This is a genomic window from Olsenella sp. CU969 (genome assembly GCF_905219715.1).
In the GTDB taxonomy this organism is placed as follows: Bacteria; Actinomycetota; Coriobacteriia; order Coriobacteriales; family Atopobiaceae; genus Granulimonas; species Granulimonas faecalis.
In genome coordinates this window covers 1-26714 of the sequence record NZ_CAJMXC010000022.1, presented here as the reverse complement: position 1 = coordinate 26714, position 26714 = coordinate 1, and the positions used below count along the sequence as shown (strand labels likewise).

Here is a 26714-nt window from a genome sequence, read left to right as displayed (position 1 = left end):
CGGCGCCCGGGCCCCCGGGGGCGGGAATCGGACCCTCCACATTCCCTACACATACGGGGCGGTCAGAGGGAGGTGACGTAGGATTTCGCCATGTCCAGGAGCTCGTCCCTGTCCGCACGGTCGACCCCCTCGCCGTAGATGCGCACCAGCGGCTCGGACATGGACGGCCTGATGAAGAGCCAGGAGTCGTCGTCGAACTGGACCCGCAGGCCGTCGGCATGGCTCACGGACACCGGCTTCTTGGCGCAGAGGCCCTCGGGGTTGGTCCCGGGGAGGAGGTTGCGAAGCACGGCGCAGCGGCCCGGGTCCATGCGGATCTCCCGGTGGCCGTACTCCATCGACCCGACCGCGCGATCGAGGTTGGCCGCCATCTCCCGGAGGGAGACCCCCTCGTAGGCCAGGAGCTNCACGAGNAGCAGNATGGTGACGAAGGCGTTCCGCTCGGGGTCGAGCGAGGGGACACAGATTCCGCCGAGGCCGTCGCTCGTGGTGATGACACCGCCCTGGCGGATCTCCTCGAACGGCCAGGTGGGACCGGGCGGCACGAGGGTGACGTCGCAGCCGAGCGACTCNGCCACCCGCCGGATGACGACGGAGGAGAACCGCGGGAGCACGATGCGGCCGGAGAGGCCGCGGTTCTTGATGAGGTGCATGAGCACGAGGGCGTGGAGCTTGGGGGCGGCCACGAGGTTGCCCTCGCCGTCGACGGCGGCAGCGCGGTTGGAGGGGCCGTCGATGGCGATGCCAAAGTCAACCTGGGTCTGGCCCGTCATGTACTCGAGGTCGTCGAGCCAAGGCTCCACCACCTCCGGGTGCGTNCCGCAGAAGTCGTCGACGGTANCCCCGTNGATCTCGACGACACCCACGCCCAGGGAGCGGAGCAGGGTGGCGGCGTGGCCGCGCGCGGTGCCGTACATGGGGTCGAGGATGCAGTCGAGACGGGCGTTGCGGATGCGACGCACGTCGACCAGGGAGGCCATGTGAGCGAGGAAGGGGCCCACGCTCTCCTCGAGCGTGAACGGGCCCTGAGCCTCGCCGAGCTCCTGGGACACGAGATCCTCGATGGCGCCGGCCTCGTCGCGGCCGATGGCCGAGGAGTCGTTGTTGCGCACCCGGATGCCGAGGTAGTCGGCGTTGCGGTGGTCGGCCGTGAGCATGAGGGCGCCAACGGCGGACGGGTCCGACCGGGTGGCGAAGTTGAGGGCGGGCATGGGGCACGGCCCGTCGGAGAGGCGGGCGTCAAGGCCCCAGGCCCCCACCGCGGCAGCAGCGGCGGCGGCGAGCTCCGGGGCATGGCGCCGGGTATCGTAACCGATGTGGACGGTGCCCCCGCCGAAGACGTCGGCCCATCGGGCCGCGGCGGCGTCGGCGACGCGCACGACGTTGGTCTTGTTCAGACCGTCATCGTAGCGCGCGTACCATCCGTCGTTGTTGAAGCNAATGTAGNGCATGGGTGCCTNNTGGGAACGCCCTGGGTAGGATGGGTCAGGAGAGGGCCTGGTCGCCCAACGCCTCGAGGAAGGNCTCGCGCGTGGCCGGGTCGAGGAGCGCCATGCGGGCGGACGTGCCCNCCCAGGCCGCGGGGGTGCCGGTGTCGCAGCCCTCGGCGGGGTCGACGACCAGGGCGTACATCTCCTCCTCCTTGAGTAGGCGCTCGAGGGCGTCGGTGAGCTGAANCTCCCCGCCGGCACCCGNCCGCTGCGTCTGGAGCAGNTCCATGACCCGGGGTGAGAGGAGGTAGCGGCCGACGATGTAGAGGTTGGTGGGCGCGTCCTCGGGGGCGGGCTTCTCCACCATGCCGGAAAGGCGCAGTACCGAGCCGGGCTCCTCGAGGTCGAGGTCGTCGCCGTCGAGGGTGCCCACCTGCTCGCCGGCGACGATGCCGTAGCGGCTCACCTCGTCGTGGCTCACGGGGGCGACGGCGATGACCGACGCGCCGCCGTGGGCGCGGGAAACCTCGGCCATGCGCACGCACATCTCGCGGTCGGGGACGAAGTAGTCGCCCAGCAGCACGAAGAAGGGCTCGTCGCCCACCTCGTCCTTGGCGCAGAGCACCGCATGGCCGAGGCCCAAGGGGTCGTCCTGGTACACGAAGCTCACCGGGAGCTCGCCGCACTCACGGACAACCTCGGNGTACCGGNCCTTNCCACGCTCACGGAGGTAGCTCTCGAGCTCGGGCTTGGGGCCGAAGTACTCCTCGAGCTGCGGCTTGAGGTGCGAGTTGACGATGACGACGCCGTCGACGNCCTCGGGCTCGAGGGCCTCCTCGACCNCGTACTGGATGACGGGCTTGTCCAGGACGGGGAGCAGCTCCTTGGGGTTGCTCTTGGTAGCCGGCAGGAAGCGGGTGCCGAGGCCTGCGGCCGGGATGATCGCCTTCATGGTTGCTCCTTGCTCGCAGCGCCCCGCAGGCGGTGCGACTGGGTCGGTTCAGCGGTGGCCGTCATGCTCAAACATGCAATGACCGGCCATTCTTGATGCTACCTGCAACCCGTGGGAGGCGCAGGCGTTTCATACAAACGACAGCTCGCCGTCCGTCGAGGGTCACCCGCCCGCCGCAAGGGAGGCCCAGAGGTCGGCGGCCTCCGCCAAGGGCGCGCCCCTCACACCGAGAAGGCCCAGCCCCTCCACCGCTGAGAGAGGCCACTCCCCAACCGGCTCCCCGGCCGGGACGTCGGCCACCACGGCCCCGGACACGTCGCAGCGGGAGGCGGCGGCAGCGACCCGTCGCGCGACCCCGTCGAGGTCGTCCCAGGGGACGGAGGAGACCCCCACGCAGCAGGCCCCGGAGGCGGCCAGGGCCGCGATGGTGAGGGCGAGGAGCCGGTCGTCCGGGAGGGCGCCGTGGTCGGCGAGGGCGGCCACCGGGAGCCCAGCGGCCGAGGCCGCACGCACGGCGCCAAAGCCCACGGCCCCGTTGGGGGCGTCCTCGAAGAGCACGCCATGGAGGCCCGCCTCGACGAAACCGCCGCAAAGGGCCCGCACGCCGTCGTTGAGGCGCCCGGGGTCGACGGAGCGCGACCCGGCAAGGCCCACCGCCCCCACGGCGAAGGGTGCCGGCGCCCGGAGGGCCAGGTGCCCGGCGGCGCGCCCGACAGACCGGAGCTCCGCGGGGTCCNTCACCTCGTCGAGCAGGCGCACGAGGGGAGCGCGCGTCGCGGTGACGGCGGCCTCGGCGCCGCAGGCGACGTCGAGCGCCTGGGCGGCTGCCACGGTCTCGGGCTCGCAGAGGCACCACAGACCGTCGGGGAGGTCGGTCCCCAGGGCGCNGTCGAGGTCGCCCGAGAGGGTCACAGGGCGGNCTGACCCGCCCAGACGCCCGGCGAACACCGCGGCGGACGCCCGGTCGGCGTCGAGGGAGGCCTCGTCGACCCCCGTCTCGAGGAGCGCGGCCAGGGCCTGGGCGACGCTGAGGTCGCCGACGTCAGCCATCGAGGTCACCGTCGACGACGGTCCCCTCGCGCTCCAGGTAGGCGAGGAGGCGGTCCATGGTGTCCTGGGAGAGGGCGTGTTCCATCTCGCAGGCCTCGCCGTCGGCCACGGCCGGGTCGACCCCGAGGTCGCCGGTCAGGAAAGCCCGCAGGGCGCGGTGACAGCGCCAGAGCCGCGCCGCGTACCGGCGTCCCGGCTCGGTGAGGGCCACGCGCCCGTAGCGGTTCTGCTCCACGTAGCCGTGGTTCTTGAGGGTGGAGATGGCCTTGTTGACGCTGGCCTTGGACACGCCGAGCAGCTCGGNCACGTCCACGGAGCGCACGGAGTCGTCGTCGCGCTCGAGCNTGATGCGCCAGACGGCCTCCAGGTAGTCCTCGNTGGNCATGGAGAGGGGTTTGGGCGGATTGACCTCAGGCACAGGATCGCTCCTTTCGGCGGCCTCAGTCCTCGTCGGGCACCGTGGTGCGGCGCACCCGCGCCCCGAGGGCCTGGAGCTTCTCGACGAAGCCCTCATAGCCGCGGTCGATGTGGTGGACGCCCGAGACGGTGGTATAGCCGTCGGCCACGAGGCCGGCCATGACGAGGGCCGCGCCGCCGCGGAGGTCGGGAGAGGTGACGNGTGCCCCANNGAAGCNCTCCNCGCCGTGGACGATGGCATGGTGCCCCTCGATGCGAATGTCGGCACCCATGCGGTTGAGCTCGGCAGCGAGCATGAAGCGGTTCTCGAAGACGTTCTCGGTGATGATGGAGTCGCCCTCGGCGTTGGCCAGGAGCGTCATGGNCTGGGCCTGCATGTCCGTGGGGAAGCCCGGATACGGCAGGGTCTGGATGTCGGTGGGCCTGATGGGGCCCGTGCGCCAGACGCTGCACCCGCGCTCCTCACGCTCGATGGTAAGGCCCATGAGCTCGTACTTGCGCAGCACGAGGCCGAGGTGCTGGGGGTCGAAGCCCGTGACGCGCACGGGCTCGCCCACGAGCCCGCCCATGGCGATGAAGGTGCCCGCCTCGATGCGGTCGNCCACGACCTCGTGGGTCACGGGATGGAGGTCGCCCACACCCTCGATCTCCACCAGGGGAGTGCCCGCGCCGGTAATCTNGGCACCCATCTCGTTGAGCATGTTGGCGAGATCCACGATCTCGGGCTCGCGGGCGGCGTTGTCGATGACCGTGGTGCCCCTGGCGTGGACCGACGCCATTAGCAGGTTCTCGGTGGCTCCCACCGATGGGAACTCGAGGGTCACCGTGGTGCCCTGGAGGCCGTGCGGGGCGCTGGCGTAGATGTTGCCGTGGTCTACCTTGAACTCCACGCCCAGGGCCTCGAGGCCGAGCATGTGCATGTCGATCTTGCGGGCACCGATGTTGCAGCCGCCGGGCATGGCCACCACGGCCTTGCCGAAGCGAGCGAGAAGCGGCCCGAGGACCGCCGTGGAGGCGCGCATCTTGGCCACGAGCTGGTAGGGCGTCACCCAGGAGTCGACGCCCGTGGTGTCGATCCTGAGGTCATGGGGGCCGAGGACCTCGACCTTGGCGCCGAGGCACTCGATGACCTTGCCCATGGTGTGGACGTCGGAGATGTTCGGGACGTTCNTGAGCTCGTTCACGCCGGGGGCCATGAGGGTGGCGGCCATGAGCTTGAGAGCCGAGTTCTTTGCCCCTTCCACCTGCACCTCGCCGGTGATGGGGTAACCGCCCTCTATCTGGATGACGTCCATGGTCTCCTCCCGTTCATGGTTCGGACGAACACGATTCTATGCGAGGCGCNCCTCCCCTGAANAGTTAGCCGGGGCATCACGGGCCACGCACATAGGAAAAAAGCGGGGNCGACCNNGCCGCCCCCGCTGTGATCGCACGATGGACGGCGCGACTAGCGCCCGCCCCAGCGCTCCTCCTCCGCCAGAAGGAGATCGCACCAAACGATCTTGGAGTCGAAGTACGCCCTGCGGGAGTCGCCTGCAGGGAGCTTGGCGAGCTCCCCCTCCGCCTCGGCTCGGGTGGCCGTGACCACCTTGGAGTCGATGTCGTCGACGTCGCGGGCATGGTTAGCCAGCACGATGACCATGTCGCCCGTGATCTCGGCGTAGCCGCCCGAGACCACCACGCGGCTCTGTGTGGCCCCCGTGTCGTCCGGCTCGTGCATGATGCGCACGATGCCGTCGCCGAGGGCGCAGATCTCGCGGGCGTGACCGGGAAGGACGCCGAGCTCACCCGACTTGGTGATCAGCACGACCGAGGTGGCCTCGCCCTCGTGCATGAGCTTGTCCGGACGCACGATCTGGTAATCGATCTTGGCCATGGCGCCCCCTTACGCCTGCCCGTCCTTGAGCAGCTTCTCGTAGCGCTTGCGCACCTCGTCGATGGTGCCGGCATAGCGGAAGCACTGCTCAGGGATGTCGTCGCAGTCGCCGTCGACGATGGCGGCGAAGGAGCGCACCGTGTCGGCCACGTGGACGTAGGTCCCGGGGTTGCCCGTGAACTGCTCGGCCACGTGGAACGACTGGGAGAGGAACTGCTGGATCTTGCGGGCACGCTGGACGATCTTGCGCTGGTCCTCGGAGAGCTCGTCCATACCGAGGATGGCGATGATGTCCTGGAGATCGGAGTAGGCCTGGAGCGCCTCCTGCACGGCCATGGCCACGCGGTAGTGCTCCTCGCCCACGACGGTCGCGTCGAGGGCGTCCGAGGAGGAGCCCAGTGGGTCGATGGCCGGGTAGATGCCCAGGTCGGAGATGGAACGCGACAGCACNGTCGNGGAGTCGAGGTGCGTGAAGGTCGTGGCGGGAGCCGGGTCGGTGAGGTCGTCGGCGGGCACGTAGACGGCCTGCACCGAGGTAATCGACCCTTCCTTGGTGGAGGCGATGCGCTCCTGAAGGTCGCCCATCTCGGTGGCCAGCGTGGGCTGGTAGCCCACGGCCGACGGCATGCGGCCGAGGAGTGCCGAGACCTCGGAGCCAGCCTGGGAGAAGCGGAAGATGTTGTCGATGAAGAGCAGCACGTCCTGACCNTGGTCGCGGAAGTACTCGGCCTCGGTCAGGCCGGCGAGGGCCACGCGCAGGCGAGCNCCCGGCGGCTCGTTCATCTGGCNGTAGACCAGGCAGGTGCGGTCGNTGACGCCCGACTCGCTCATCTCGAGGTAGAGGTCGGTGCCCTCGCGGGTGCGCTCGCCGACGCCGGTGAACACCGAGGTNCCACCATGCTCCATGGCGAGGTTGTTGATGAGTTCCTGGATGAGTACCGTCTTGCCCACGCCGGCGCCGCCGAACGGGCCGGTCTNGCCGCCGCGGATGTAGGGCTCGAGCAGGTCGATGGCTTTAATGCCGGTCTCGAAGATCTCCACCGAGGTGGTGAGGTCGTCGAAGCGCGGGGCGGCATGGTGGATGGGGTAGTACTGGACGTCGTCGGGCATGCCCTTGCCGTCCACGGGCTCGCCGAGCACGTTCCACACGCGGCCCAGGGTGGCGTCGCCGACGGGCATCTCCATGGGCCTGCCGGTGTCGATGACGTGGAGGCCGCGCTGCATGCCGTCGGTGGAGCTCATGGCCACGGTGCGCACGATGCCGCCCGGCAGCTGGCTCTCCACCTCGAGCACCGTGTGAATGTGGCCGAAGGGAGTATCGGCATCGACGACGAGGGCCGTGTAGATGGCCGGGATGTGCTCCTCGAACTTGACGTCGACCACGGGGCCCACGATGCGGACGATGACGCCCTTCTCGGCGTCGGACTCGTGCTTGATCGAGGTCTTGAGGACCTTGTCCAGATCGAGCGACGAGAGCTTGGTCGCTTCTGCCATTACTTCTCCTCCAATGCGGCTGNTCCGNCGACGATCTCGTTGAGCTNGGTGGTGATGGAGCTCTGGCGGATGCGGTTGTACTCGCGGCTCAGCGTCGAGATGATCTCGGTCGCGTTCTCGGTGGCCGCCTGCATGGCCCGGCGGCGTGCACCGTGCTCTGCGGCGGCGGAGTCGATGAGGGCGTGATAGATGACGGTTCTGACGTAGCTGGGGATGAGGTAGCCCAGGACCTCGGCGGGGGCGGGGTCGAACTCGAAGTCGCTCGCCTGGGCCTCGACCGCCGAAAGGGCCTCCTGCTCGCGGGGGGCGTTGGGGAGGCGCAGGGTCTCGCGGGTCACGGGGAGCAGCTCCTCGATGGTGAGCACCTGCTCCACGCGGCTCCTGGCATGCTGGTAGCAGATCTCCACGTGGTCCAGGCGCCCGGACACGAAGCCGTCCATGACATAGCTAGCGATCTGGTTGGCCTCCACCAGGGTGGGCTCGGCCGAGATACCGGAGAACGACAGGATGGGCTTGCGGCCGCGGGAGGAGAAGTACTCCGTTGGCTTCGTGCCGCAGCAGATCAGCTCCACCTCGATCCCCTGTTCGGCANGCTCGCGGATACGCCGCTCCACGGCCCGCTCCACCTGCACGTTGAACCCACCGGCCAGACCTCGGTCGGAGGCCACGCAGATGATGAGGGCCCGACGAAGGCCGCTGTGCTCCTGGAGCAGGGGCTGCTCGTCGGTGTCGCCGGCCGCCGCCACGCTGGCGAGCATGGTGGTCATGGCGTCCTTGTAGGGAGCACCGTCGGCGGCGCGCTGCAGGGCCCGCATGATCTTGGTGGTGGAGACCATCTCCATGGTATGGGTGATCTGCTTGGTGCTGGTGACCGAGCGGATGCGTCGCTTGATGTCGCGAAGGTTGGCCATGGCCCTTAGTCTTCCTCTGCCACGGAGGCGGCGGAGCCCTCAAGCGTCGTGGCGACGCCGGCGGACTCGATGGCGTCCTCCTCGAGCTGCTCGCGATCGGCACCGCGCCTGGCCGCCTTGCGTCCGGCCACGAACTGCTTCTTGAAGGTGCGGCAAGCCCCCTTGAGCTCCTCGGCGGTCTCGTCGGAGATGCGCCCCTCGCAGATCTTCTGGCGCAGGGCCACACGGCTCGACTTCATGTAGTCGACGAACCCGTCACGGAAGGCGAGGACCTCGTCCAGGGGGATGTCGTCGAGGAAGTTGTTGTTGCCCGCGAAGATCACGGCCACCTGGTCGGCGACGTCGAGGGCGGCGAAGCGCTTCTGACGCAGGAGCTCGGTCATGTGGGCACCGCGGTTGAGCTGGGCCTGGGTGGAGCGGTCGAGATCGCTGCCGAACTGCGAGAAGCNCTGGAGCTCGGCGTAGCTGGCCAGGTCGAGACGTAGGTTGCCGGCCACCTGCTTCATGGCCTTGATCTGGGCGCCGCCGCCCACGCGGGACACGGAGATGCCCACGTCGACTGCGGGGCGCTGGCCCTGGAGGAACAGGTTGGACTGCAGGTAGATCTGGCCGTCGGTGATCGAGATCACGTTGGTGGGGATGTACGCGGAGACGTCGCCCTCCTGGGTCTCGATGATGGGGAGNGCCGTGAGCGATCCGGAGCCGTGGGCGGCATCGAGCTTGCAGGCGCGCTCCAGCAGACGGGAATGCAGGTAGAAGATGTCGCCGGGGTAGGCCTCGCGTCCGGGCGGACGGTGCAGCGTCAGGGACATCTGGCGGTAGGCCACGGCCTGCTTGGAGAGGTCGTCGTAGACCACGAGCACGGCGCGGCCGGGGTTGTCCTCGTTGGCGGGCTTGCCGTCGGCGCCGTTGTACATGAAGTACTCGCCGATGGCGGCACCGGCCATCGGCGCGATGTACTGCAGCGGCGCCGAGTCGGAGGCGGTGGCGGCCACGATGATGGTCTTGTCGAGGACCCCGTGGCTCTCCAGGGTCTGGCGGATGGTGGCCACCGTGGAGGCCTTCTGGCCGATGGCGACGTAGATGCAGACCATGTCGCTGTCGGCCTGGTTGATGATGGTGTCGACGGCGATGGAAGTCTTGCCGGTCTTGCGGTCACCGATGATGAGCTCACGCTGGCCTCGGCCCACAGGGATCATGGCATCGATGGCCATGAGGCCCGTCTGCACCGGCTCGCACACGGGGGNGCGGGCCATGATGNCGGGGGCNTTGAACTCCACGGGACGGCGGGCGACGGTCTCCATGGGACCGAGGCCGTCGATGGCCTCGCCGAGGGGGTTCACCACACGGCCGAGCATGGCCGGCCCCACGGGGATGTCCATGACGCGGCCGGTGGTGCGGCACTCGTCGCCCTCGCGGATGGCCTCCACGTTGCCGAAGAGCACCGCGCCGACCTCGTCCTCGTCGAGGTTCTGGGCCAGGCCGAAGACATGCTCGCCGGTGAGGGCGCTGGTGAAGTCCAGCAGCTCGCCGGCCATGGCGCTGCGCAGGCCGCTCACGCGGGCCACACCGTCGCCGATCTCGACCACCCTTGACACATCCTGGGTGTCGATGGCAGCCGTCATGGCGTCGAGCTTGCCCCGCAGGATGCTCGCGATGGTATCGGCGTTGATGGTCGTGCCGCCGTTTTGGGCCTTCTCGTCAGCCACGCCCTACTCGCCTCCCTTTGCCTTGAGCACCCTGCGAGCGTTCTCGAGCTGGGTGCGGACCGATGCGTCGCGACGCTCGCCGCGCGCGTTGAAGANGATGCCCCCGATGATGGACGGATCGACGTGCTCCACCACGAAGACGGGCTTGTCGTACTCCACGGTGAGGAACTCCTCGACCTCCTCGCGGAGGTCGTCGTCCAAGGGGATGGCGGTGGTCACATCGACCGCCACCACATCGACCTCTGCATGGAACAGGGCCGAGTAACGCTGGGCGATGTCGGGGAGCAGCTGCTCGTCGCCGCGCTCCAGGATCACCTTGAGGGTGTCCGACAGCTCGCCCAGGGCGTCGGCAAGGCCGTCGAGGGCCCGGAGGTNGCGCTTCTCGCGCCCCTCGGCCCGGGCCGCCTCGAGCAGCGTCCGGGCATAGGTCTCGACCTTGTCCTTCTCCATGCGGTTACTGGTTGCCATCGGCGTCTCCGGCTTCTGCCAACAAACGCTCGATCAGACGCTTCTGGGTCTCGGCGTCGAGGTTCTCGCCGATGATCTTACCGGCGAGGTCGACGGCGAGGTCGGCGGCCTGGTCGACGAGGTCGGCCATGGCGGCGTGGCGCTCGGCCTCGATGCCGTCGCGGGCCTTGTCCTGGATCCGNTTAGCGTCGATGTTGGCCTGCTTGATGATGGCGTCCTTGGACGCCTCGGCGTTCTTCTTGGCCTCGGCGACGATCTCGTCGGCCTGGGCCTGGGCGTCGTCGATGGTGGCCTCGGCCTTCTTGAGGGCCTTGGCGGCGTCGACCTTTGCCTGCTCGGAGGCGTCGAGGTTGTCCTGGATGGCCTTCTGACGGGCGTCGAGGGTCTTGATGACGCTCGGCCATACCAGCTTGGCAAGCACCGCCCAGATGACCACGAAGGCGATCAGGGCCGGGATGAACTCGGCCGGCTTGGGGATCAGGATGTCGAACGCCGAGGTCGCGAAGGCGGGGGTGGGCACCGTCAGGGCGAAAGCAACGGCTCCCGCCGCCGTGACGGCGAGGCAGCGCACCCGCCCTTGCTGGGACTTGTTCATGTCACGAACCTCCAACGTGATGGGTCTGACCGCTTGGATTAGGCCAGCAGGGAGACGACGAAGCCGATGAGGGCGAGCGCCTCGACGAAGGCGGAGGCCAGGATGAAGACGGTGAACAGACGACCCTGGACCTCGGGCTGGCGGGCCATGGACGTGGTCGCTCCGTAAGCCGCGATGCCGATGCCAAGGCCGGCGCCGATAACACCAATTCCGTAACCGATGACTCCCACGATTCCTCCTTCTGACGGTCCGACCTCGGACTCGTTCCCACTGGGGTCTTGTCTATGCACAGGCGGCCAGGCCGCCATGATGCCTTGGTCTACTCGTCCTCCTCGGCGAGCTGCACGTAGACGGCCGTGAGCAGCGAGAAGACGTAGGCCTGGATGCAGGCCACGAGGATCNCCACGGCGTNGATGGCGATGAGCACGAGCAGCCAGAGCAGCGAGATGCCGGCGCCCGTGAAGGCCTCGAGGGTCACACCCTGGGCAAAGCGGGCGATGAAGAGCGAGGCGAGGATGGCGAAGGTGCCCATGACCNCGTNGCCGNCGAACATGTTGCAGAACAGGCGGACGGCTAGGGTGATCAGGCGAAGGAACGTCGAGAAGAGCTCGATGACCCAGACGAGCCAGTCCATGGGGAAGGGCACGCCCTTGGGCTTGAGGCTCTTGATGTAGCCCCAGCCGCCGTCCTTCTTGACGCCCACGTAGATGAAGTAGATGAACGAGATGAGGGCCAGGGCGAAGGTGACGCCGATGGTGCCCGTGCCGGGGTGCATGCCCGGAATCACGCCCNTGAGGTTGTTGATGAGGATGAAGAAGAACACCGTGGCGATGAAGGGGAAGTGCTGGCGCCAAGTGGAGTGCAGGATGTCCTCGACGAGGTCCTTGCGGGCGAACTCGATGACGTACTCGACGCCGTTGACGAAGCGGCCCTGGGGCACGATGCTGGCGGCCTGCTTCTTCTTGAAGATGAANAGGACCACGNAGAGAATCGCGATGGCGGCGAACATGAACACCGTGTACTGGGTGATGCCGAAGTTGAGATTGCCCGCCACGGGCTGGGCTATGAANCTGTCGACAAGCTCGTTGACCGCCTCAGGCAGCTTCTCGAACTCTTCCACGTCTCCTCCTTCTGCGCTAGCGCCAGTGGCTCATCCAGCGCCAAGCCTTGTACGCCTCGACCCCCCACGCCCCGAGGAACACGGTCACCATGACCGAGGCGAAGGCGGCGAAGCGGGTCGTTGCGGCCCCGTACGCCCATCCGAGGACGGCCGTGAGCGCCGTCGCCGAGAGGACGGNTGCCGCGAGGCCGGCCGCGACCGGTACGCGCCTGCCTATCCGAGCCATCCGGGCAAGCGCAAGACCCGGCAGCGCNCCCAGCAGGCCGAGGAGGGCGCCGGCTATGAGCGTCATAGGCACCTTGTTCCCCTGCCTGGCGACAGAGCCGCCGAAATCCGANNCNGTATCGTAGTCTTCCCCAATCCAGCCCGCTTCTAGAAGATGCTGCTCACGACTATATATGAAGCCTTCGTGAACGCCTTCTTTCTTTTTTTCAGAAAGCCGTCGCAACGGCCCGTTCCCGCTGGCGCCCGGTCACATGCCGACCAGCACCACCCCCACCACGGAGAGCAGTATCCCCGCCAAGCGCNGGGCCGTGAGACGCTCGCCGTAGAACAGGCTCCCCACAAGGGCCAGGACGCACCCGAGCACCACGAAGAGCACGAGCATCCCCACGGAGAGGTCCCAGCCGACGCGGAACATGGCCAACGTGGCCACATCCATGCAGAGCAGGCAGGCCCCGAAGACCGGGGCGGTCCAGGTGGCCTTGGACCACTCGCCCCGGAGCGTGCGCCCCGACCCCCCGGCACCGCGCTGCGTGAGGAAGAAGAAGACCACGGCGCAGGCCGTGCAGACGCCGTAGGTGAGGCAGAGCGACGAGAACGCGTCGACTTCCGGAGGGGTGAGCTTCTGGATCACCGAATAGGGAACCTTGGCCCCGACCATGAGCAGGACGGGGGCGAATCGAGCGGCAAACGGCCCCATGGCACCGTCCTTTGCTGAGTCACACGCCCCGGCCCGCGCCGGGGCGGACACCGGCAGCGACCCCTCGGCNGGGCGCCCGGCCATATGGCCGGCCGGGCGCCCCGGGGACAGCCGGCAGGATCAGATACCCAGACCCACCAGCACCACGCCCACCAAGGAGATAAGGATCCCGATGACCCGCTTGGGCGTGAGGGTCTCCTTGTAGAAGACACGGCCCACCAGGACGAGCACGACGGCCAGAATCACGTAGGCGAGGAGGATGCCCACGGACAGGTCCCAACCCACGCGGAACATGAGGATGGTCGAGAGCTCGAGGCAGACCAGGCAGGCACCCAGGGCGGGGGCGGTCCAGTTGGCCNTCCTGGCCTNCTGGATGTAGTTCTTGTTCTTGCTTGTGATAAAGAACATTATCATTGCATAGGCGATGCAGACCACGTAGGTGAGGGAGACGGAGGCGTAGGTGTCCACATCCTCCGGGGTGACCTTGGCCGTGACGGTGTAGGCCGGGTTCGAGCCGATCATGAGCAGCACCGGTATCCACTTCACCAACGCGCCCATCTTCTTCGTCGGCGCCTCGGGCGCAGACTGGATGTTCTCGGCCATGGGGGCTCCTTTACGACGTCGGGTTCCTTCGATACGACCCTGCGGGCCGGGCTAGGCGGGGTCCACGGGCTCCTCCAGGGAGACGGACGGCTCGCCGTCGGTGCCCTTCTCGGGGGCGTTGACCACATAGAGGCCCAGGGCGCAGATCACGATGCCCACGGCCTTGACGATGGTCATCGCCTCCCCGAAGGCCGCCACGCCCACCACCACGGTCATGAGCGAGACGCCGATGTTGGCNATGAGGCTGCCGATGGAGACGTCCCAGCCGGCGCGGTAGAGCAGGATCAGGGAGAGGTCGATGAAGACGATGCAGATACCCAGGGNATAGCTGGCCCAATTGGCCTGGGCGAACGCCTCGAAGATATTGCCGCCGGGGTTGTTCACGAAGAACAGCACCACACAGAGCACGAGGCCCACGCCATAGGAGATCGAGAGGGACGCGAAGGAGTTGACGTCCTCCGGCGTTCCCTTGCCGGCGATGTTGTAGACGGTGTTGCCAAAGACGTTGAGGAGCAACGGGGCNNTGAAGNTGAGCATCTCCATGGGGCTCTCCTTACATAGAGGGGAACGGGACGGGGCCGCTTTAGCGCTCGTACACCACCTCTCCGTCGAAGACCGTGAGCTCCACCTCTGCGCCCAGCAGGCCCTCGGGCGTCAGGTCGAAGAGGTTCTCGTGCCAGACCACCAGGTCGGCGAGCTTGCCAGCCTCGAGAGTGCCCAGCTCCTCCTCGCGGCCCACCTTGTAGGCGCCGCCGTAGGTGTAGATGGACAGGGCGTCGNAAAGGGTGATCTTCTGCTCGGGGTTCCAGCCGGCGGCGGGCAGGCCGTCGGGGAACCGACGGGCCACGGCGCGGTTGAGGCCGATGCGCGGGTCGACGGTGACCACGGGGAAGTCGGTGCCGAAGGCCATGGGGCACCCGTTGTCCAACATGGACTTGAAGGCCCAGAGGTACTTGGCGCGCCGCTGGCCGATGCAGCCGCGGTACTCGTCGTCGTCCAGGGAGTCAACCAGGGTGAGGTGGGGCGGCTGCACGGAGCAGACGATGCCCAGCTCGCCCATGCGTGCCCAGTCCGCGGGGTCGCTCATGTCCAGGTGCTCCACGGAGAGGCGNGAGTCCGTGGGGCCGTTGATCTCGATGGCCTCCTGGTAGAGGTCGACGGCATGGCGGACGGCGCCGTCGCCCACGCAATGGAGCTGGATGTTGAACCCCTGGGCCTGGTACTCCAGGATGCGCTCCCGGGCCTCGTCCAGATCCATGGCGAGCCACACCCTGTCGACCTCCGGGTCGTCGGTGTAGGCGTCGATNAGGTAGCCGGTGTGGGTGGTGACGATGCCGTCGATGAACTCCTTCACGCCGGTGTAATACATGCGCCCCGCCTTGTCGTGGAAGCGCTCGCGGAGGCCCTGGGCCTTCTCGATGGGGTCGAGCATCTCGGTGGCGAAGTTGTAGCGGAAGTTGAGGGCGCCCTCGTTCTCGAGGCGCTCCACAAGGTCGATGTTGCCGATGTCGATGGCGTCCAAGGGCAGCATGTCGGTCACCGCGGTGATGCCGTAGGAGGAGAAGAGCCCGGAGACGTCGCGCAGGGCGCTCTCCTGCTTGTGCTCCGGCAGCAGGCCGTTGGCCTGCTCTTCCACCACGGCCTTAGCGCGCTCGCCGAGATACCCGGAGAGGCTGCCGTCCTCCTCGCGCCCGAAGGAGCCGAAGGGGCTGTCTTCCACACCGGCGTCCAGGCCGCAGAGCTCCAGGGCCTTGGTGTTGCACCACCCGCCGTGGAGGTCGCTGTCGTTCACGAAGACCGGGCGGTCCGGGAAGTAGCGGTCCAGGCTGTGGCGGCTTGGGGGCTTGGGGTCGTCCCATGCCAGGTAGCAGAAGCCCCAGGCCCGCAGCCACTCATCGTCGGCATACTCGTCGCGGTGCTCCTCGAACCACTCGGCCAGCCGCGCCGCCGCCTCCTCCTCGCTCCTGGCCCCCGTGAGGAAGCACTCGCGCTCGGAGGTGCAGCCCATGAGCAGGTGCATATGGGAGTCGTGGAGCCCCGCGGTGATCAGCCGGTCGCCGCAGTCGCGCACATCGGTGCCCTCGCCGGCTAGGGCCAGCACCTCGTCGGCGGTACCCACCCGCAGGATGCGGTTGCCGTCGAGGGCCACGCCGCCGGAGACCATGCCGCGACCGGCCCCCGTGAAGACGTTGGTGCTCAGAAACACTCGGGTAGCCTTGCTCATCCTTGCTCCCTCCATCCTGCCCGGNACGGTGCCGTGGCGTTTGATGGGTCGAAAGTAAGGTTTTATGCAGCTACCGGTAAATCACCTTGGGACGTGATTTCCGCTGGTCGTAGCGGTGTCACCCCTCCAGGGTGATGTCACCCTGAAAGGAGTGAGGGGACTCTGGCGAGGCAACGGAGGAGCTTTTCTCGGCAAGGTCGATCAGCTCCTGCTGGCTGTGGCAACCCAGCTTGGCGTAGATGTGGCGCACATGGGTCTTGACCGTGTTGCGGGNGATCACCAAGGCTTCCTCCATGCGCGCCGTGCCGTAGCCCTTGACCAGGAGCCCCAGCACCTCNCTCNNGCGCGGGGNGANGCCGTACTCCTCGGCCAGGGCGGCGCAGGCGCCCCGGAGGTCCACCGCCGGCGCCGGGACCACGACGGGGACGGGGACGCCGTCGGGCGCCGGGTCCTCGATCTCTGCCACGGCGCGGTTGAGGGAGAACCCGCGCTGGGCCAGGACGATGAAGGCCACGAAGGCGCAGGCGATGGTCACGGTGNGGANGTAGGCGGCGTTCTCGCTGAAGGTGGCCACGAGCTGCACGCCCCCGTGGACCTCGCTGCCCAAGAGGATGCCCAGGAGCGAGGCGGCGTTGGCCAGGGCCACCAGGGCGATGCCGCCGCTCCGGCTGCGGGCGGCCATGCCGGCGTAGAGAACGACCTCCACGTAATAGACGAGAAGCGCCCCGGCCTTGAGGGCCGCGGCTTGGAGACCGGCGAACGACCCCACGCCGGGGTGCGAGACGAACATGCCGAAGAGCACGATGATGCCGGCCACCTTGTAGACCAGGTCCAGGTCCTGGCTGCGCCAGGTCGCCGCCACCCATACCAGGGCGAAGACGGCCATGACCACGAGGAAGAGCGGCATGGTGGCATGCGCGTCGTAGCCCAACGAGTAGCCGAAGGCGCTCATGAGCACCACGATGCTCACAAAGAGCAGGTTGGTGAGGGAGGGCAGCACCCCGGGACGGGTGACGGAGACGTCGGCCAGGGGCGGCGCCGCGGCGGCGGCGGCCAGACGCCGCCGGGTGGAGGGGGCGGCCACGACCACCGCCACGGGGCCGGCGAGCCCGTAACAGGCCAGGGGCACGGCCAAGGGGAGGTACTGCATGAGGGCCGTGCCGCCGTAGGCCACCANCGCCGCAACGCCGGCATGGGCGCAGATGGCCCGAAGCCGCAGCTCCCCCAGGGTCAGGCAGGCGACCACGAGGGCCCACTCGAAGCCCACGTCCACAAGGACGCTCCCCAGATAGTAGAGGGGGCCCGGGGCGCCCACGGACTCCAGGGCCACAAAGGCGCCGGCAAGGCTGCAGGTGACGGCGCAACCGTTGAACCAGTCGTTGTCCAGGACGTCGGGGCGCCGCGACGCCAACAGGCCGATAAGGGCCAGAAAGCCGATGCCGCCCACCGTCGTCACCTCGAACATGAGGGGATGCAGGCCGTTGCTTACGGGAAGGACGAAATCGTCCAGCACGAAGGTGTAGAGAAACACCATGAGGGCGCAGAGGAAGGCTCTTTTGTCCCAAGTCGGTGCAGGGTCCGCGCTGGTGACCTTGCCGTGGGGCATCGTCTTACCTCCAAGTGTCCGAAACGCAATGGGCTGTCGGGTAGAGCGGGGCGCACCCCGCCCCGGCGTCCCCCTCGGCCGACCTACGGCCCGGGAAGACGATAGGTGGCCGGGTCGCATGACGCGGCCCGGCCACCTCAAGACCTGGGACTCCGTCGGCTACGCGCTACTTGGTGCCGAAGATGCGGTCCCCGGCGTCGCCGAGGCCCGGCAGGATGTAGGCGTGGTCGTTGAGCTCGCGGTCGATGGCGCAGGTGTAGATACGCACGTCAGGATCGTGCTCGAGCACGGCGGCCAGGCCCTCGGGNGCCGAGACCAGGACGAGCAGGCGCACGTCGGAGACGCCGGCACGACGGAGGTAGTCGATGGCGGCATTGGCCGAGCCGCCCGTGGCCAGCATGGGGTCCACGAGAAGGCAGGTGCGGTTCTCCACATCGGCGGGCAGCTTGCAGTAGTACTCGTGGGGCTCGTGGGTCTCGGGGTCGCGGTACATGCCCACGTGGCCCACGCGGGCGGAGGGCACGAGCTCGAGCAGGCCGTCCACCATGCCCAGGCCGGCGCGCAGGATCGGCACGATGGCCACCTTCTTGCCCGAGAGCTCCATGCAGGTGCACCGCTCGAGCGGGGTCTCGACGACGACCTCCTCAAGCGGGAAGTCGCGGGTGGCCTCGTAGCCCTCGAACAGGGCGAGCTCGCGGACGAGCTCGCGGAACTGCTTGGTGCTCGTGTCCTTGTCGCGCAGGATGGCCACCTTGTGCTGTACCAGGGGATGGTCGACCAGGGTGACGCGGCTCTCGTCGTACTGCNCCGTCATCTTCTGNCGTCCTTTCTCTCGCNCGCCGGTCTTCGGGCTCAGCGCTCGTCCTCTCGCATCATCTTCTCGATGCGCGTCGCATGGCGCCCGCCGCNGAATTCCTGGGTGAGGAAGATCCTCACGATCTCGTCGTTGGTGGCGGGGTCCACGAAGCGCCCCGAGAGGCAGATGACGTTGGCGTCGTTGTGCTCCCGGCAGAGCTCGGCGAAACCCGGGGTCTGAATGNCGACGGCACGCACGCCCGGGACCTTGTCGGCCGTCATGGCCATGCCGAGGCCGGTGCCGCAGATCAGCACGCCNCGGTCGTACTCGCCCTCGGCGACCCNCCAGGCNACCTTGTGCGCGAAGTCGGGGTAGTCGACACGGTCGTCGGTGGTGGGGCCGAGGTCGACGGCCTCGTGGCCCAGGGACTGGATATGGTTCACGACCTGCGATTTCTGGCAAAAGCCGGCGTGGTCTCACGCAACGGCTACACGCATGGGTCCTCCTCGGGAGTCGGGTACACGCCCCTCCCAGTCTAGTGGTTTGGACGCCGTTGGGGACCCCCGGCGGCAGACGGCCGGCGGGGCGCTGCGTTAGAAACCGGGGTCTCCGACAAGACCGGGAGCAAGAACCGGAGGGAGATCGCGATCGCCCTCCGGTCGGAACGTTGGAAATCGCGATCCCCAACGGATGGGGCGCCCCGTCCCCGAGGAGAACCGTCCCGAGATCGGGATCCCCGACAACACCCCTAGACCAGACCGCCGGCGACGAGGACGTCGTCCAGCGTGACCGAGCCCTCGCGCAGGATGCGGGGGCTTGCGCCCGTAGCGTCCACGATGGTGGAGGCGGTACCCACAGGGCACGCGCCGCCGTCCACCACGACGTCCGCCTGCGCCACGATGACCCCCTCGAGCTCGTCGAAGCTCGCGGGGCTCGGAGCGCCGTGGGTGTTCGCGCTGGTCATGGCCAGGGGCGCGCCCACGCGGGCGATGACCTCGCGCACGAGCGGGGCGTCCGGGACGCGCAGGGCCACGGTGCCGTCGGCCGCCTTGTACTCGCCGGGCAGCTCGCCGGACGCGCGCACGACGAAGGTGAGGGCCCCGGGCCAGAGCTCCCGGGCGGCCCGGGACGCCCACCCGGGGACGCCCTCGCCGTAGACCTCGAGGTCCTCGGAGCTGCCGATGAGCAGCGGGAGCGTCTGCGAGCGGTCGCGCCCCTTGATGGCGAACACGCGCCCGTGGCCGGGGTTGCCCGCCACAGCCAGGGCACCGATCCCGTACACGGAGTCCGTGGGAAGCACCGCCACGCCGCGGCCGGGGCCGAGCACCCCCGCGAGCCTCTCGAGGACCTCCCCGGGCACCGGGCGCCCCCCAGCGACCCTCACCGTGTTCCCAGGTTCGCTCATGACCCCTCCTCCAAACGGCCCTTGATGGGCTTTCCCAGCTCGCGGGACAGCTGCGGGAGCAGCTCGCCCATGGTCTTTCCCACCGTCTTCTTCTTGAGCTGGCACTCCCACACCACGTGGACCGTCCAGCCGTCCGCCTCCAGCGTCTCTATGTTCCGGCGGTCACGCTCCACGTTGCGGCGGAACTTCTCGGCCCAGAACTCGGCGTGGGTGGCCGGCGTGGACGGGTGGCAGTGGGGGCAGCGGTGCCAGAAGCAGCCGTTGACCATGACGGCCACGCGCTTGCCGGGCCAGGCGACGTCGGGCCTGCCGGCCACGTGCCAGTGGAGGCGGTAGCCGNTGAGGCCGGCCTCGCGGAGATGAGCGCGCACGAGCAGCTCGGGTTTGGTGTTCTTGCCCCGGTTGCCCTGCATGGAATGGCGGACGGCCTCGCTCGAGGCCGGCGGGATGCCCGAGGCCACGGNCGTCAGCCCTCCCGCACGGCCACGAGCACCCGCGGCCTTCCGGCGAGGTCGTCGTGCGCCTCCACGGNGGCCCAGCCGCCCTGGGCGCGCANGAGGGCGCAGGCGTCGTCGAGGGACTCCTCAAAGAGCTCGACGCAGAGCATACCGCCGGGGGCCAGCCACGCGGGGGCGCCCTCCAGGAGCCGGCGGAANATGTCGNNCCCGTCGGGGCCGCCGTCGAGNGCGAGGCCCGGCTCGAAGCCCACCACCTCGTCGGGCAGCGTGGGCACCACGGCGCTGGGGATGTAGGGTGGGTTTGAGACGACGACGTCCAGGGTNCCCATGAGCTCCTCGGGAAGGGCCCCGTAGAGGTCGCCCTCGGCCACGGCAACGCGGTCCCCGAGCCCCAAGGCGTCGCGGTTGCGCACCGTCAGGGCCACGGCGGCCGGCGAGAGGTCGCCCGCCCAGACGGCGCTGGCCTCGGTCTCGCCGGCGATGGAGAGCGCGATGCAACCGGTGCCGCAGCAGATGTCGGCCACGCGGACCCAGGAGTCCGGCACCGTGGCTGGGTCCGGGCCAGCGGGGGCGCCCTCGGTGTGTGCGGGGTCGCCCTCGGGGCCGTCGCCGGTCTCAGGGACATCGCCGGCGTCGGGGGCGTCCTTCTCAGGAGAGGTCTCCTCGGGCTCGGGCTCGGGTTCCGGCTCGGGCCTGCGGGCACGGGCGGCCGCGACGCCCTCCAGGGCGGCGTCCACCAGCACCTCGGTCTCGGGNCGGGGGATGAGCACGCCGCGCTCGCAGTGGATCACGATGTGGCGGAAGGGCATCTCCCCGGTGACGTACTGGAGCGGCTCGCCCGCACGGCGGCGCTGGATGGCCGCCCGCATGGCGGCGAGCTCAGCCGGCTCCAGCGGTTGGTCGTAGTCCAAGTAGAGCTGCACCCGCGACTTGCCCGTCACGGCCGAGAGCAGCCACTCCGCCGAGAGGCGCGGGTGCTCGTCGCCGTGGCGCTCGAGGTCGCCCCGGGTCCAGTCGATGACCCGCTTGATGGTCCACGCGTTGCTTTCCATAGCCGCCAATCGCCGCCGTACGNTGCCCGTACATGATAGCGCGGGAGGGCCTCCTCACAGGAAAGGGGGCGCCCCGCCTGCGCGGGACACCCCCCTGGAAGAAACCGGGAAGGAGCGGTCACACGGCCTCGGCCAGACGGGCGGCGCGGTCGGCCGCGGCCAGGGCCTCGATGACACTCTCGAGGGTGTCCCCCAAAAGCACGCCGTTGTAGGTGCCGTTGAAGCCGATGCGGTGGTCGGTCACGCGGTCCTGCGGCTGGTTGTAGGTGCGGATCTTCTCGGAGCGGTTGCCGTGACCGATCTGGCTCTGGCGCTCGGCGCCGAGCTCGGCCTGCTGGCGCTCGAGCTCCATCTCGTAGAGGCGGGCGCGCAGCATCTGCATGCAGACCTCGCGGTTCTGGATCTGCGAGCGCTGGTCCTGGGACTGCACCACGGTGTTGGTGGGCAGGTGGGTGATGCGCACCGCCGAGTAGGTGGTGTTGACGCACTGGCCACCGGGGCCGCTCGCGCAATAGGTGTCGATGCGGAGGTCGCCGGGGTCGATCTGGATGTCGATCTCGTCGGCNTCGGGCAGCACGGCCACGGTGGCCGTGGAGGTCTGGATGCGGCCCTGGCTCTCGGTCTTGGGGATGCGCTGCACGCGGTGCACGCCGCTCTCGAACTTCATGACCGAGTAGACCTTGTCGCCCGAGACCTTGAACTCGATGGTCTTGAAGCCGCCGGCCTCGGAGGGGCTGCTCGACAGAACCTCGATCTTCCAGCCGCGGGCCTCGCAGAAGCGCTCGTACATCTTGAAGAGGTCGCCGGCGAAGATGNCCGCCTCGTCGCCGCCCACGCCGGCGCGGATCTCGACGATGGTGTCCTTCTCGTCGTTGGGGTCGCCCGGGATGAGCATGACCTTGATCTCCTCCTCGANGCCGNGGAGGTTGGCCTCGTTCTCNGCGATGTCGGCCTGCAGCAGCTCGCGGGTCTCGGCGTCGGACTCCTCGTGGAGGAGCTCCTTGGCGGCCTCGATGTCGTCGAGGGCCGACAGGTAGGCCTGGGCCTTCTCGGCGAGCTCGGCCTGGCTGGCGTGCTCCTTGGCCAGGCGCGCGTATTCCTTCTGGTCGTTGTAGACGGCGGGGTCGCTGAGCTTGCGCTCGAGCTCCCGGTAGGCCTCGAGCAGGGCGATGAGGCGGTCACGCATGGGTTACTCCAAAGTGTCGCATTGGCGCCGCGTCCTGGGGCGCCGACTTAGCCTTCTGATAATACCACCCGGGCACGGGGGTTATCCAAGCGGCCGCCACGCCGTGCAGGGCCTGCGGAGAAGGGCCTCCCCGCCGCGACGGGCGCGTGAGGGGGCGCCCCATCCGGGGTAAAGTCCTTATCGTTGCAAAAAACAGGGACACGGGGCCGTGCCGCGCCCCGCACGTCCGACGAGGAGGACCCATGGCCATCGAGATCAACAAGCCTGCGCCGCTCAAGATCGGCGACCGCTACCACTACACGCTCTCCAGCTACGACCCGGTCACCATCACCCTGACCGTCCCCACCGTCACCGACACCGACATCNAGTTCGCCANCGAGTCGATCGCCCGCGAGCACGGCGCCACCGGCGCCGACGTCGACGACGCTTGGGTGGCCGCCAACCTCGAGGGCCTCTCCACGCTCGACGACCTCAAGAAGGCCCTGCACTCGCAGCTCGAGCACATGAACTCCCACTACGCCGAGGAGTCCAAGGCCCCGCTCTGCGCCGGCGAGCTGGCCAAGCGCCTCAACCAGCAGGTCCCCATGGACGAGATCGCCCGCTACCGCGAGCAGCTCCAGCAGGCCATGCGCTACGACGCCATGCAGCAGGGTGTCGACCCCGACCAGTACTTCGCCCAGATGGGCATCGACCAGATGGCCCTCGACGCCATGTTCGACGACCGTGCCGNCCAGACCGCCGGCGAGCAGGCCGCCCTCTCCGCCTACGCCGCCGAGAAGAAGCTCAAGGTCGCCGACGAGGAGATCGCCGGCCTCCTGGGGCTGTCGGCCGCCGACGGCGAGAAGGTCATCGAGCAGGCCCGCGGCATGGGCCAGCTGGAGGACCTGCGCGTCAACGCCCTCAACATGAAGGCCGCCAACGTGGTGGCGAGCGAGTGCACCTGCACCTACGCCCACGAGACGCCGGCCGAGGCCGAGGCCCGCTCCGAGCAGTACCAGGCCATGCTCGAGATGATGCGCGCCCAGGACGCCGCCCGGGCCGAGGGCGCCAAGGACGACGCCGACGACAAGGGCGAGGGCCCGGACCTCAAGCTCGTCTAGCGGGGCGATCCGGAGCACCGGACGTCGGACGGCCTCGGCGCGGGAGCGTCGGGGCCGCTTTTTTGCGCCTTACGCAGGCGTCACCGAGGTGTAAGGGGCATCGATGGATGGCGGGGCGGCCGCCGGCCATCATGGGGACACGGTCCCACCACCCGAAGGAGGTCCCCATGAGACGAGTGATCGTAGGCATCGCCGCGGCCTGCGCCGTGGGCTTTCTCGCCACGCGCGTCGTCAAGGCCGTCCTGGCCTGACCGGCGGCGACGAGGCCATGGCCCAGGCTCGGCGACTCGGCCCGGGCCATGGAAAAGGCGGGGCACCGGAGNGNATCCGCTGCCCCGCCTTTGTGCGGGTTGCCTGTGGGCCGTGCGCTACTCGGCGTCGGTGGCGACGGCCTCGTCGACGACCTCGGCGGCAGCCTCGGCCACGGCGGCCTCGGCGTCGGCATCGTCGGCGGCAGCAGCGGCAGCGGCCTGCTCGGCGGCCTCCTTGGCAGCCTTGGCCTCGGCCTTCTTGGCGTACTCAGCGGCACGGGCGGCCTTNGCGGCAGCCTTGGCCTCGGCCTTGGCGGCGCGGGCGGCGCGCTCCTCGGCCTCCTTCTGGGCGTGGGCGGCCTTCTTGGCGGCCTCCTTCTCCAGCTGGNCCTGGGCGGCGCCGCCGAACTTGTCGGCGAAGCGCTGGACGCGTCCGCCGGTGTCGACGAGCTTCTGGGTGCCGGTGTAGAAGGGGTGGCACTTGTCGCACAGGTCGAGGGTCATCTCGGGGACCGTGGCGCGGGTGGTCCAGGTGTTGCCGCAGGAGCAGCGGACCGTGCACTCCATGTACTCAGGATGGATGTTGTTCTTCATGGCAGGACTCCTCATGTTGTGCCAAGGTTTCCGACCCTGGCGATGGGGGTGCCCTGGTTTCCGACCAGGGCGATACAGCCTTTGCATGATAGCAACGGCCACCGGGAGCTGCAAGGAGCGTCCCGTGGGTCTATGGAGGGNCTANGGGCAGGCGNGGGCGACACCGGCGCCGTCAGACCTGCGCNAGCCAGATGCGGTGGATGCCGCGCAGGGTGAGGTCGGGGTCCACGGCGGTGAAGCAGTCCGTGGCCTCGGAGACGGTGCGGGCCAGGCCACCGGTGGCCACCACGGGGCACTCCCCCACCCCGAGCTCGGCCTTGATGCGGGCCACNAGCCCCNCGGCCATGGCGGCCGCGCCGATCACGATACCGCTCTGGAGGGCCTGCTCTGAATCGCGGCCCACCACCCGAGGCGGCATGGCGATGGGGGTGCTCGACAGCTTGGACGCCCGGTCGAACAGCGCCTGGGCGCCGAGCATGACGCCCGGGGCGATGACGCCGCCCACGAACGAGCCGTCGGGCGCCACGACGTCGATGTTGGTGGCCGTGCCAAAATCCACCACGATGGCCGGGGCGCCGTAGCGCTCCTTGGCCTCCACGGCGTTGGCGATGCGGTCGGCACCCACCTGGGACGGGTAGGCCAGCGCCACCTCGATGGGGCACGGCCCCTGGGCGCCCACCATGAGCGGGTCCTTNCCCAGGCGCATGAGGCAGACGTGCCAGGCCCGCNGCAGGGCGGGGACCACGGAGGCCACGGCCACGGCGTCCACCGAGTCCATGGAGAAGCCCTGGCCGGCGAGAAGGCCCGTGAGGCGCACGGCGAGCTNGTCGGCGGTGTCGAGCTTGTCNGTCTTGNNGCGCCAGTGGCACGCGACGNAACCGGCCTCGTCTATGAGGCCGAAGGTGGTCTGGGTGTTGCCCACATCGACGGAGAGGAACATGGCGGGTCCTTTGCTTGGGACGGGGTCGCGGGTCGACCTTTCCATGCTACCCATGGCGGGGCGCGGGGACGCAGAGACGGGACCCTGGCGAAGGAGACATCGGATGGCGGGCCCGGCGGCGGCTTGTCAGGTGCTCGGTGAGCGGTCTTGGGAGTCTCAGTGAGCGGTTCAGGCACTCACGGAGCCTTCGGTGAGTGGAATTATGCTCACCGAAGCACCTCAAGGCGCTCACTGAGAGCCCTGACCGAAGACCGTGTCCGAGAGCCTGTGCAACTCACCACAGCGTGCGCACGCGAAACAGCTCGTCATAGAGCCTGCGGCGCCTCCTCTCCATGGCCTCCGGGAGCGGGGGCGGCTCGCGGCCTTCCACCTTGGCGGCGACGGCCTCGGCGGCCGCGACGAGCGAGCCGTAATCCCCTGCCACGGACGCGGTCACCGGCATCACCTCGATTCCGGACGCCTGCAGGGCCAGCTGGCGGCCCTTGTCGCGGAGCACCTCGTCGGCACCCAGGTGATGGGCGCTCGAGTCGTACTCCACATCGAGCNACGCCGCAGGAAAGAATAGGTCCGGCATGGCCTTGGACGCGCCGGCGACCNTGCGGCCCCTCGCCGAGAGACCCACCGGCCCGTTGAGCTCCAGCNGCCCGAGGCCCATGCCGCCNAACCTGCGCGGGAGCGAGAGGAAGAGCGCGAGCGCGGACTCCCGGGGCGACCGGGACCTGGGCAGGCCGTGGGCAAGGGCGAGACGGACCGATGAGATTCCGGGCNCACGCCCCTCGACGGCCCCCNCGACCTCCTCGACGGACTCAGGCGACGCCAACGGGTACGGCCTGCCCGCGATGCCGCCCTCCGCGTCCTCGCGCGAGTCGAAGCGCCCCCAGAACTCCATGGCAAGCAGTGCGAGCTCCCATCTCGGCAGCTCCGCGGCGCGAATCATCAGATGGAGCTCCGGAGACACCACGTGATGGCCCGCGCCGGGCCCCTCTTCCACCCGGCAGAGCGTGCCAGGCGGAAGGGAGGCAGACCAAAGGCGGGTCGAGGCACCTTTGACCCCGTGGCGACGCTCCCTGCGTCCCACAAGGCACCGGACCGCTGTCGGGGCCTGCGGAAAGGCGCCCCTCAGGCTCGCGAACTCGCGGTCCTCCCTGACCTGGGCCACATCTTGGGCCGAGACCCCCGCGGCACGGAGAAGCCCCGCGCACTCGGCGCCATCGGCCACTCGCACAAGGGAGGCGNGGGACAGGTAGACGAGCCTTGCGTAGAGACCGCAGAGAATCATGAATCCCCTCCCCTCTTGGGGGAGAGCCTACGGGAGCCGCGGCGAGGCGTCGTCGCAAGATGAGGTATAGGTTGCCTAATACCCGACTCATCTCGTCTGACATGATTCTGACAACGGACCAACGGCATCTGGGCGGCGGTGAGCGCGGTCGTCCGGGGCCGCGAGGCAGGCCCGGGACACGCGGGGTTCACGGGTTGATGCAGGCGAGCTCCTTTTTGATGCACCGCCAGGGATTGTCGACAACTGACTTCATTGATTATGTAGTTTTGAACAACG

At 68.9% G+C, this 26714-nt stretch carries 25 protein-coding genes and 1 pseudogene; 2 read left to right on the top strand and 24 right to left on the bottom strand.

Features of this window, described 5'->3' with window-relative positions:
* Positions 1 to 62: 62 nt before the first annotated feature.
* From JX283_RS03970 to prfA, 22 genes and pseudogenes are all read right to left on the bottom strand, one after another.
* Positions 63 to 1451 (bottom strand): phosphoglucomutase/phosphomannomutase family protein, encoded by a 1389-nt coding sequence (locus JX283_RS03970; protein WP_204829450.1) that lies wholly within the window; start codon positions 1449 to 1451, stop codon positions 63 to 65.
* A gap of 34 nt (positions 1452 to 1485) precedes the next feature.
* Positions 1486 to 2382: a UTP--glucose-1-phosphate uridylyltransferase gene (locus tag JX283_RS03965; RefSeq protein ID WP_204829449.1), complete on the bottom strand. Its 897-nt coding sequence runs from the start codon at positions 2380 to 2382 to the stop codon at positions 1486 to 1488.
* A gap of 1042 nt (positions 2383 to 3424) precedes the next feature.
* Positions 3425 to 3850, bottom strand: a complete 426-nt coding sequence (locus JX283_RS03960; protein ID WP_370583408.1) for a metal-dependent transcriptional regulator — start codon at positions 3848 to 3850, stop codon at positions 3425 to 3427.
* Between the two features lie 22 nt (positions 3851 to 3872).
* Positions 3873 to 5144: a UDP-N-acetylglucosamine 1-carboxyvinyltransferase gene (murA, locus tag JX283_RS03955; protein WP_204829448.1), complete on the bottom strand. Its 1272-nt coding sequence runs from the start codon at positions 5142 to 5144 to the stop codon at positions 3873 to 3875.
* Positions 5145 to 5296: 152 nt separating this feature from the next.
* Positions 5297 to 5725: an ATP synthase F1 subunit epsilon gene (atpC, locus tag JX283_RS03950; RefSeq protein ID WP_204829447.1), complete on the bottom strand. Its 429-nt coding sequence runs from the start codon at positions 5723 to 5725 to the stop codon at positions 5297 to 5299.
* A 9-nt stretch (positions 5726 to 5734) separates the two neighbouring features.
* Entirely contained in the window at positions 5735 to 7219 is a 1485-nt protein-coding gene (gene atpD, locus JX283_RS03945; protein ID WP_204829446.1) for a F0F1 ATP synthase subunit beta, read from the bottom strand.
* Positions 7219 to 8130: an ATP synthase F1 subunit gamma gene (atpG, locus tag JX283_RS03940; protein ID WP_204829445.1), complete on the bottom strand. Its 912-nt coding sequence runs from the start codon at positions 8128 to 8130 to the stop codon at positions 7219 to 7221. The genes atpD and atpG overlap by 1 nt, the downstream gene beginning before the upstream one ends.
* A 5-nt stretch (positions 8131 to 8135) precedes the next feature.
* Positions 8136 to 9755 (bottom strand): F0F1 ATP synthase subunit alpha, encoded by a 1620-nt coding sequence (gene atpA, locus JX283_RS03935; RefSeq protein WP_239652459.1) that lies wholly within the window; start codon positions 9753 to 9755, stop codon positions 8136 to 8138.
* Positions 9756 to 9842: 87 nt separating this feature from the next.
* The gene (locus JX283_RS03930) at positions 9843 to 10307 is read right to left on the bottom strand and encodes a F0F1 ATP synthase subunit delta (RefSeq protein ID WP_204829443.1); all 465 of its coding nucleotides are present in this window, start codon (positions 10305 to 10307) and stop codon (positions 9843 to 9845) included.
* The gene (atpF, locus tag JX283_RS03925; RefSeq protein ID WP_204829442.1) at positions 10294 to 10902 is read right to left on the bottom strand and encodes a F0F1 ATP synthase subunit B; all 609 of its coding nucleotides are present in this window, start codon (positions 10900 to 10902) and stop codon (positions 10294 to 10296) included. The genes JX283_RS03930 and atpF overlap by 14 nt, the downstream gene beginning before the upstream one ends.
* Positions 10903 to 10940: 38 nt before the next feature.
* On the bottom strand, positions 10941 to 11132 hold the full coding sequence (gene atpE, locus JX283_RS03920) for an ATP synthase F0 subunit C (protein ID WP_135978038.1): 192 nt from the start codon (positions 11130 to 11132) through the stop codon (positions 10941 to 10943).
* An 89-nt stretch (positions 11133 to 11221) separates the two neighbouring features.
* On the bottom strand, positions 11222 to 12022 hold the full coding sequence (atpB, locus tag JX283_RS03915; RefSeq protein ID WP_204829441.1) for a F0F1 ATP synthase subunit A: 801 nt from the start codon (positions 12020 to 12022) through the stop codon (positions 11222 to 11224).
* 472 nt (positions 12023 to 12494) lie between these two features.
* Positions 12495 to 12944 carry an EamA family transporter gene (locus JX283_RS03910; protein ID WP_204829440.1) on the bottom strand — a complete coding sequence of 150 codons (450 nt, stop codon included), beginning with the start codon at positions 12942 to 12944 and terminating at the stop codon, positions 12495 to 12497.
* A 120-nt stretch (positions 12945 to 13064) separates the two neighbouring features.
* Entirely contained in the window at positions 13065 to 13547 is a 483-nt protein-coding gene (locus tag JX283_RS03905) for an EamA family transporter (protein ID WP_204829439.1), read from the bottom strand.
* A gap of 583 nt (positions 13548 to 14130) precedes the next feature.
* On the bottom strand, positions 14131 to 15771 hold the full coding sequence (locus JX283_RS03900; protein WP_204829438.1) for an amidohydrolase: 1641 nt from the start codon (positions 15769 to 15771) through the stop codon (positions 14131 to 14133).
* 118 nt (positions 15772 to 15889) lie between these two features.
* The gene (locus JX283_RS03895) at positions 15890 to 17305 is read right to left on the bottom strand and encodes a helix-turn-helix transcriptional regulator (protein WP_204829437.1); all 1416 of its coding nucleotides are present in this window, start codon (positions 17303 to 17305) and stop codon (positions 15890 to 15892) included.
* 238 nt (positions 17306 to 17543) lie between these two features.
* Positions 17544 to 18191 (bottom strand): uracil phosphoribosyltransferase, encoded by a 648-nt coding sequence (gene upp / locus JX283_RS03890; protein ID WP_204829436.1) that lies wholly within the window; start codon positions 18189 to 18191, stop codon positions 17544 to 17546.
* A gap of 38 nt (positions 18192 to 18229) precedes the next feature.
* Positions 18230 to 18670: pseudogene (rpiB, locus tag JX283_RS03885) on the bottom strand (ribose 5-phosphate isomerase B).
* Between the two features lie 251 nt (positions 18671 to 18921).
* Positions 18922 to 19578, bottom strand: a complete 657-nt coding sequence (locus tag JX283_RS03880) for an L-threonylcarbamoyladenylate synthase (RefSeq protein WP_135978028.1) — start codon at positions 19576 to 19578, stop codon at positions 18922 to 18924.
* Entirely contained in the window at positions 19575 to 20039 is a 465-nt protein-coding gene (locus tag JX283_RS03875) for a very short patch repair endonuclease (protein ID WP_255533432.1), read from the bottom strand. Before JX283_RS03875 ends, JX283_RS03880 begins: the two co-directional genes overlap by 4 nt.
* 5 nt (positions 20040 to 20044) lie before the next feature.
* Positions 20045 to 21088 (bottom strand): HemK/PrmC family methyltransferase, encoded by a 1044-nt coding sequence (locus JX283_RS03870; protein ID WP_204829433.1) that lies wholly within the window; start codon positions 21086 to 21088, stop codon positions 20045 to 20047.
* A gap of 118 nt (positions 21089 to 21206) precedes the next feature.
* A complete protein-coding gene (gene prfA, locus JX283_RS03865; RefSeq protein ID WP_204829432.1) occupies positions 21207 to 22274 on the bottom strand; it encodes a peptide chain release factor 1 in 1068 nt (355 codons plus the stop codon).
* 242 nt (positions 22275 to 22516) lie between these two features.
* On the opposite strand from prfA, the gene JX283_RS03860 reads away from it, so the two are divergent.
* Together JX283_RS03860 and JX283_RS03855 are read left to right on the top strand one after the other, a co-directional pair.
* On the top strand, positions 22517 to 23374 hold the full coding sequence (locus tag JX283_RS03860; protein ID WP_204829431.1) for a hypothetical protein: 858 nt from the start codon (positions 22517 to 22519) through the stop codon (positions 23372 to 23374).
* A 107-nt stretch (positions 23375 to 23481) separates the two neighbouring features.
* The gene (locus tag JX283_RS03855; protein ID WP_168354031.1) at positions 23482 to 23625 is read left to right on the top strand and encodes a hypothetical protein; all 144 of its coding nucleotides are present in this window, start codon (positions 23482 to 23484) and stop codon (positions 23623 to 23625) included.
* A gap of 117 nt (positions 23626 to 23742) precedes the next feature.
* Here JX283_RS03855 and rpmE read toward each other — a convergent pair whose 3' ends face one another.
* Both rpmE and JX283_RS03845 read right to left on the bottom strand, forming a co-directional pair.
* On the bottom strand, positions 23743 to 24219 hold the full coding sequence (rpmE, locus tag JX283_RS03850; RefSeq protein ID WP_204829430.1) for a 50S ribosomal protein L31: 477 nt from the start codon (positions 24217 to 24219) through the stop codon (positions 23743 to 23745).
* Positions 24220 to 24391: 172 nt separating this feature from the next.
* Positions 24392 to 25159, bottom strand: coding sequence for a type III pantothenate kinase (locus tag JX283_RS03845; RefSeq protein WP_204829429.1), 768 nt, complete (start codon positions 25157 to 25159; stop codon positions 24392 to 24394).
* Between the last annotated feature and the right edge of the window lie 1555 nt (positions 25160 to 26714).

Bases quoted from the DNA above. Each gene is read 5' to 3' on its own strand.
- JX283_RS03880 (WP_135978028.1), bottom strand. From the start codon at position 19,578: ATGAGCGAACCTGGGAACACGGTGAGGGTCGCTGGGGGGCGCCCGGTG.
- atpC (WP_204829447.1), bottom strand. From the start codon at position 5,725: ATGGCCAAGATCGATTACCAGATCGTGCGTCCGGACAAGCTCATGCAC.
- JX283_RS03855 (WP_168354031.1), top strand. From the start codon at position 23,482: ATGGCGGGGCGGCCGCCGGCCATCATGGGGACACGGTCCCACCACCCG.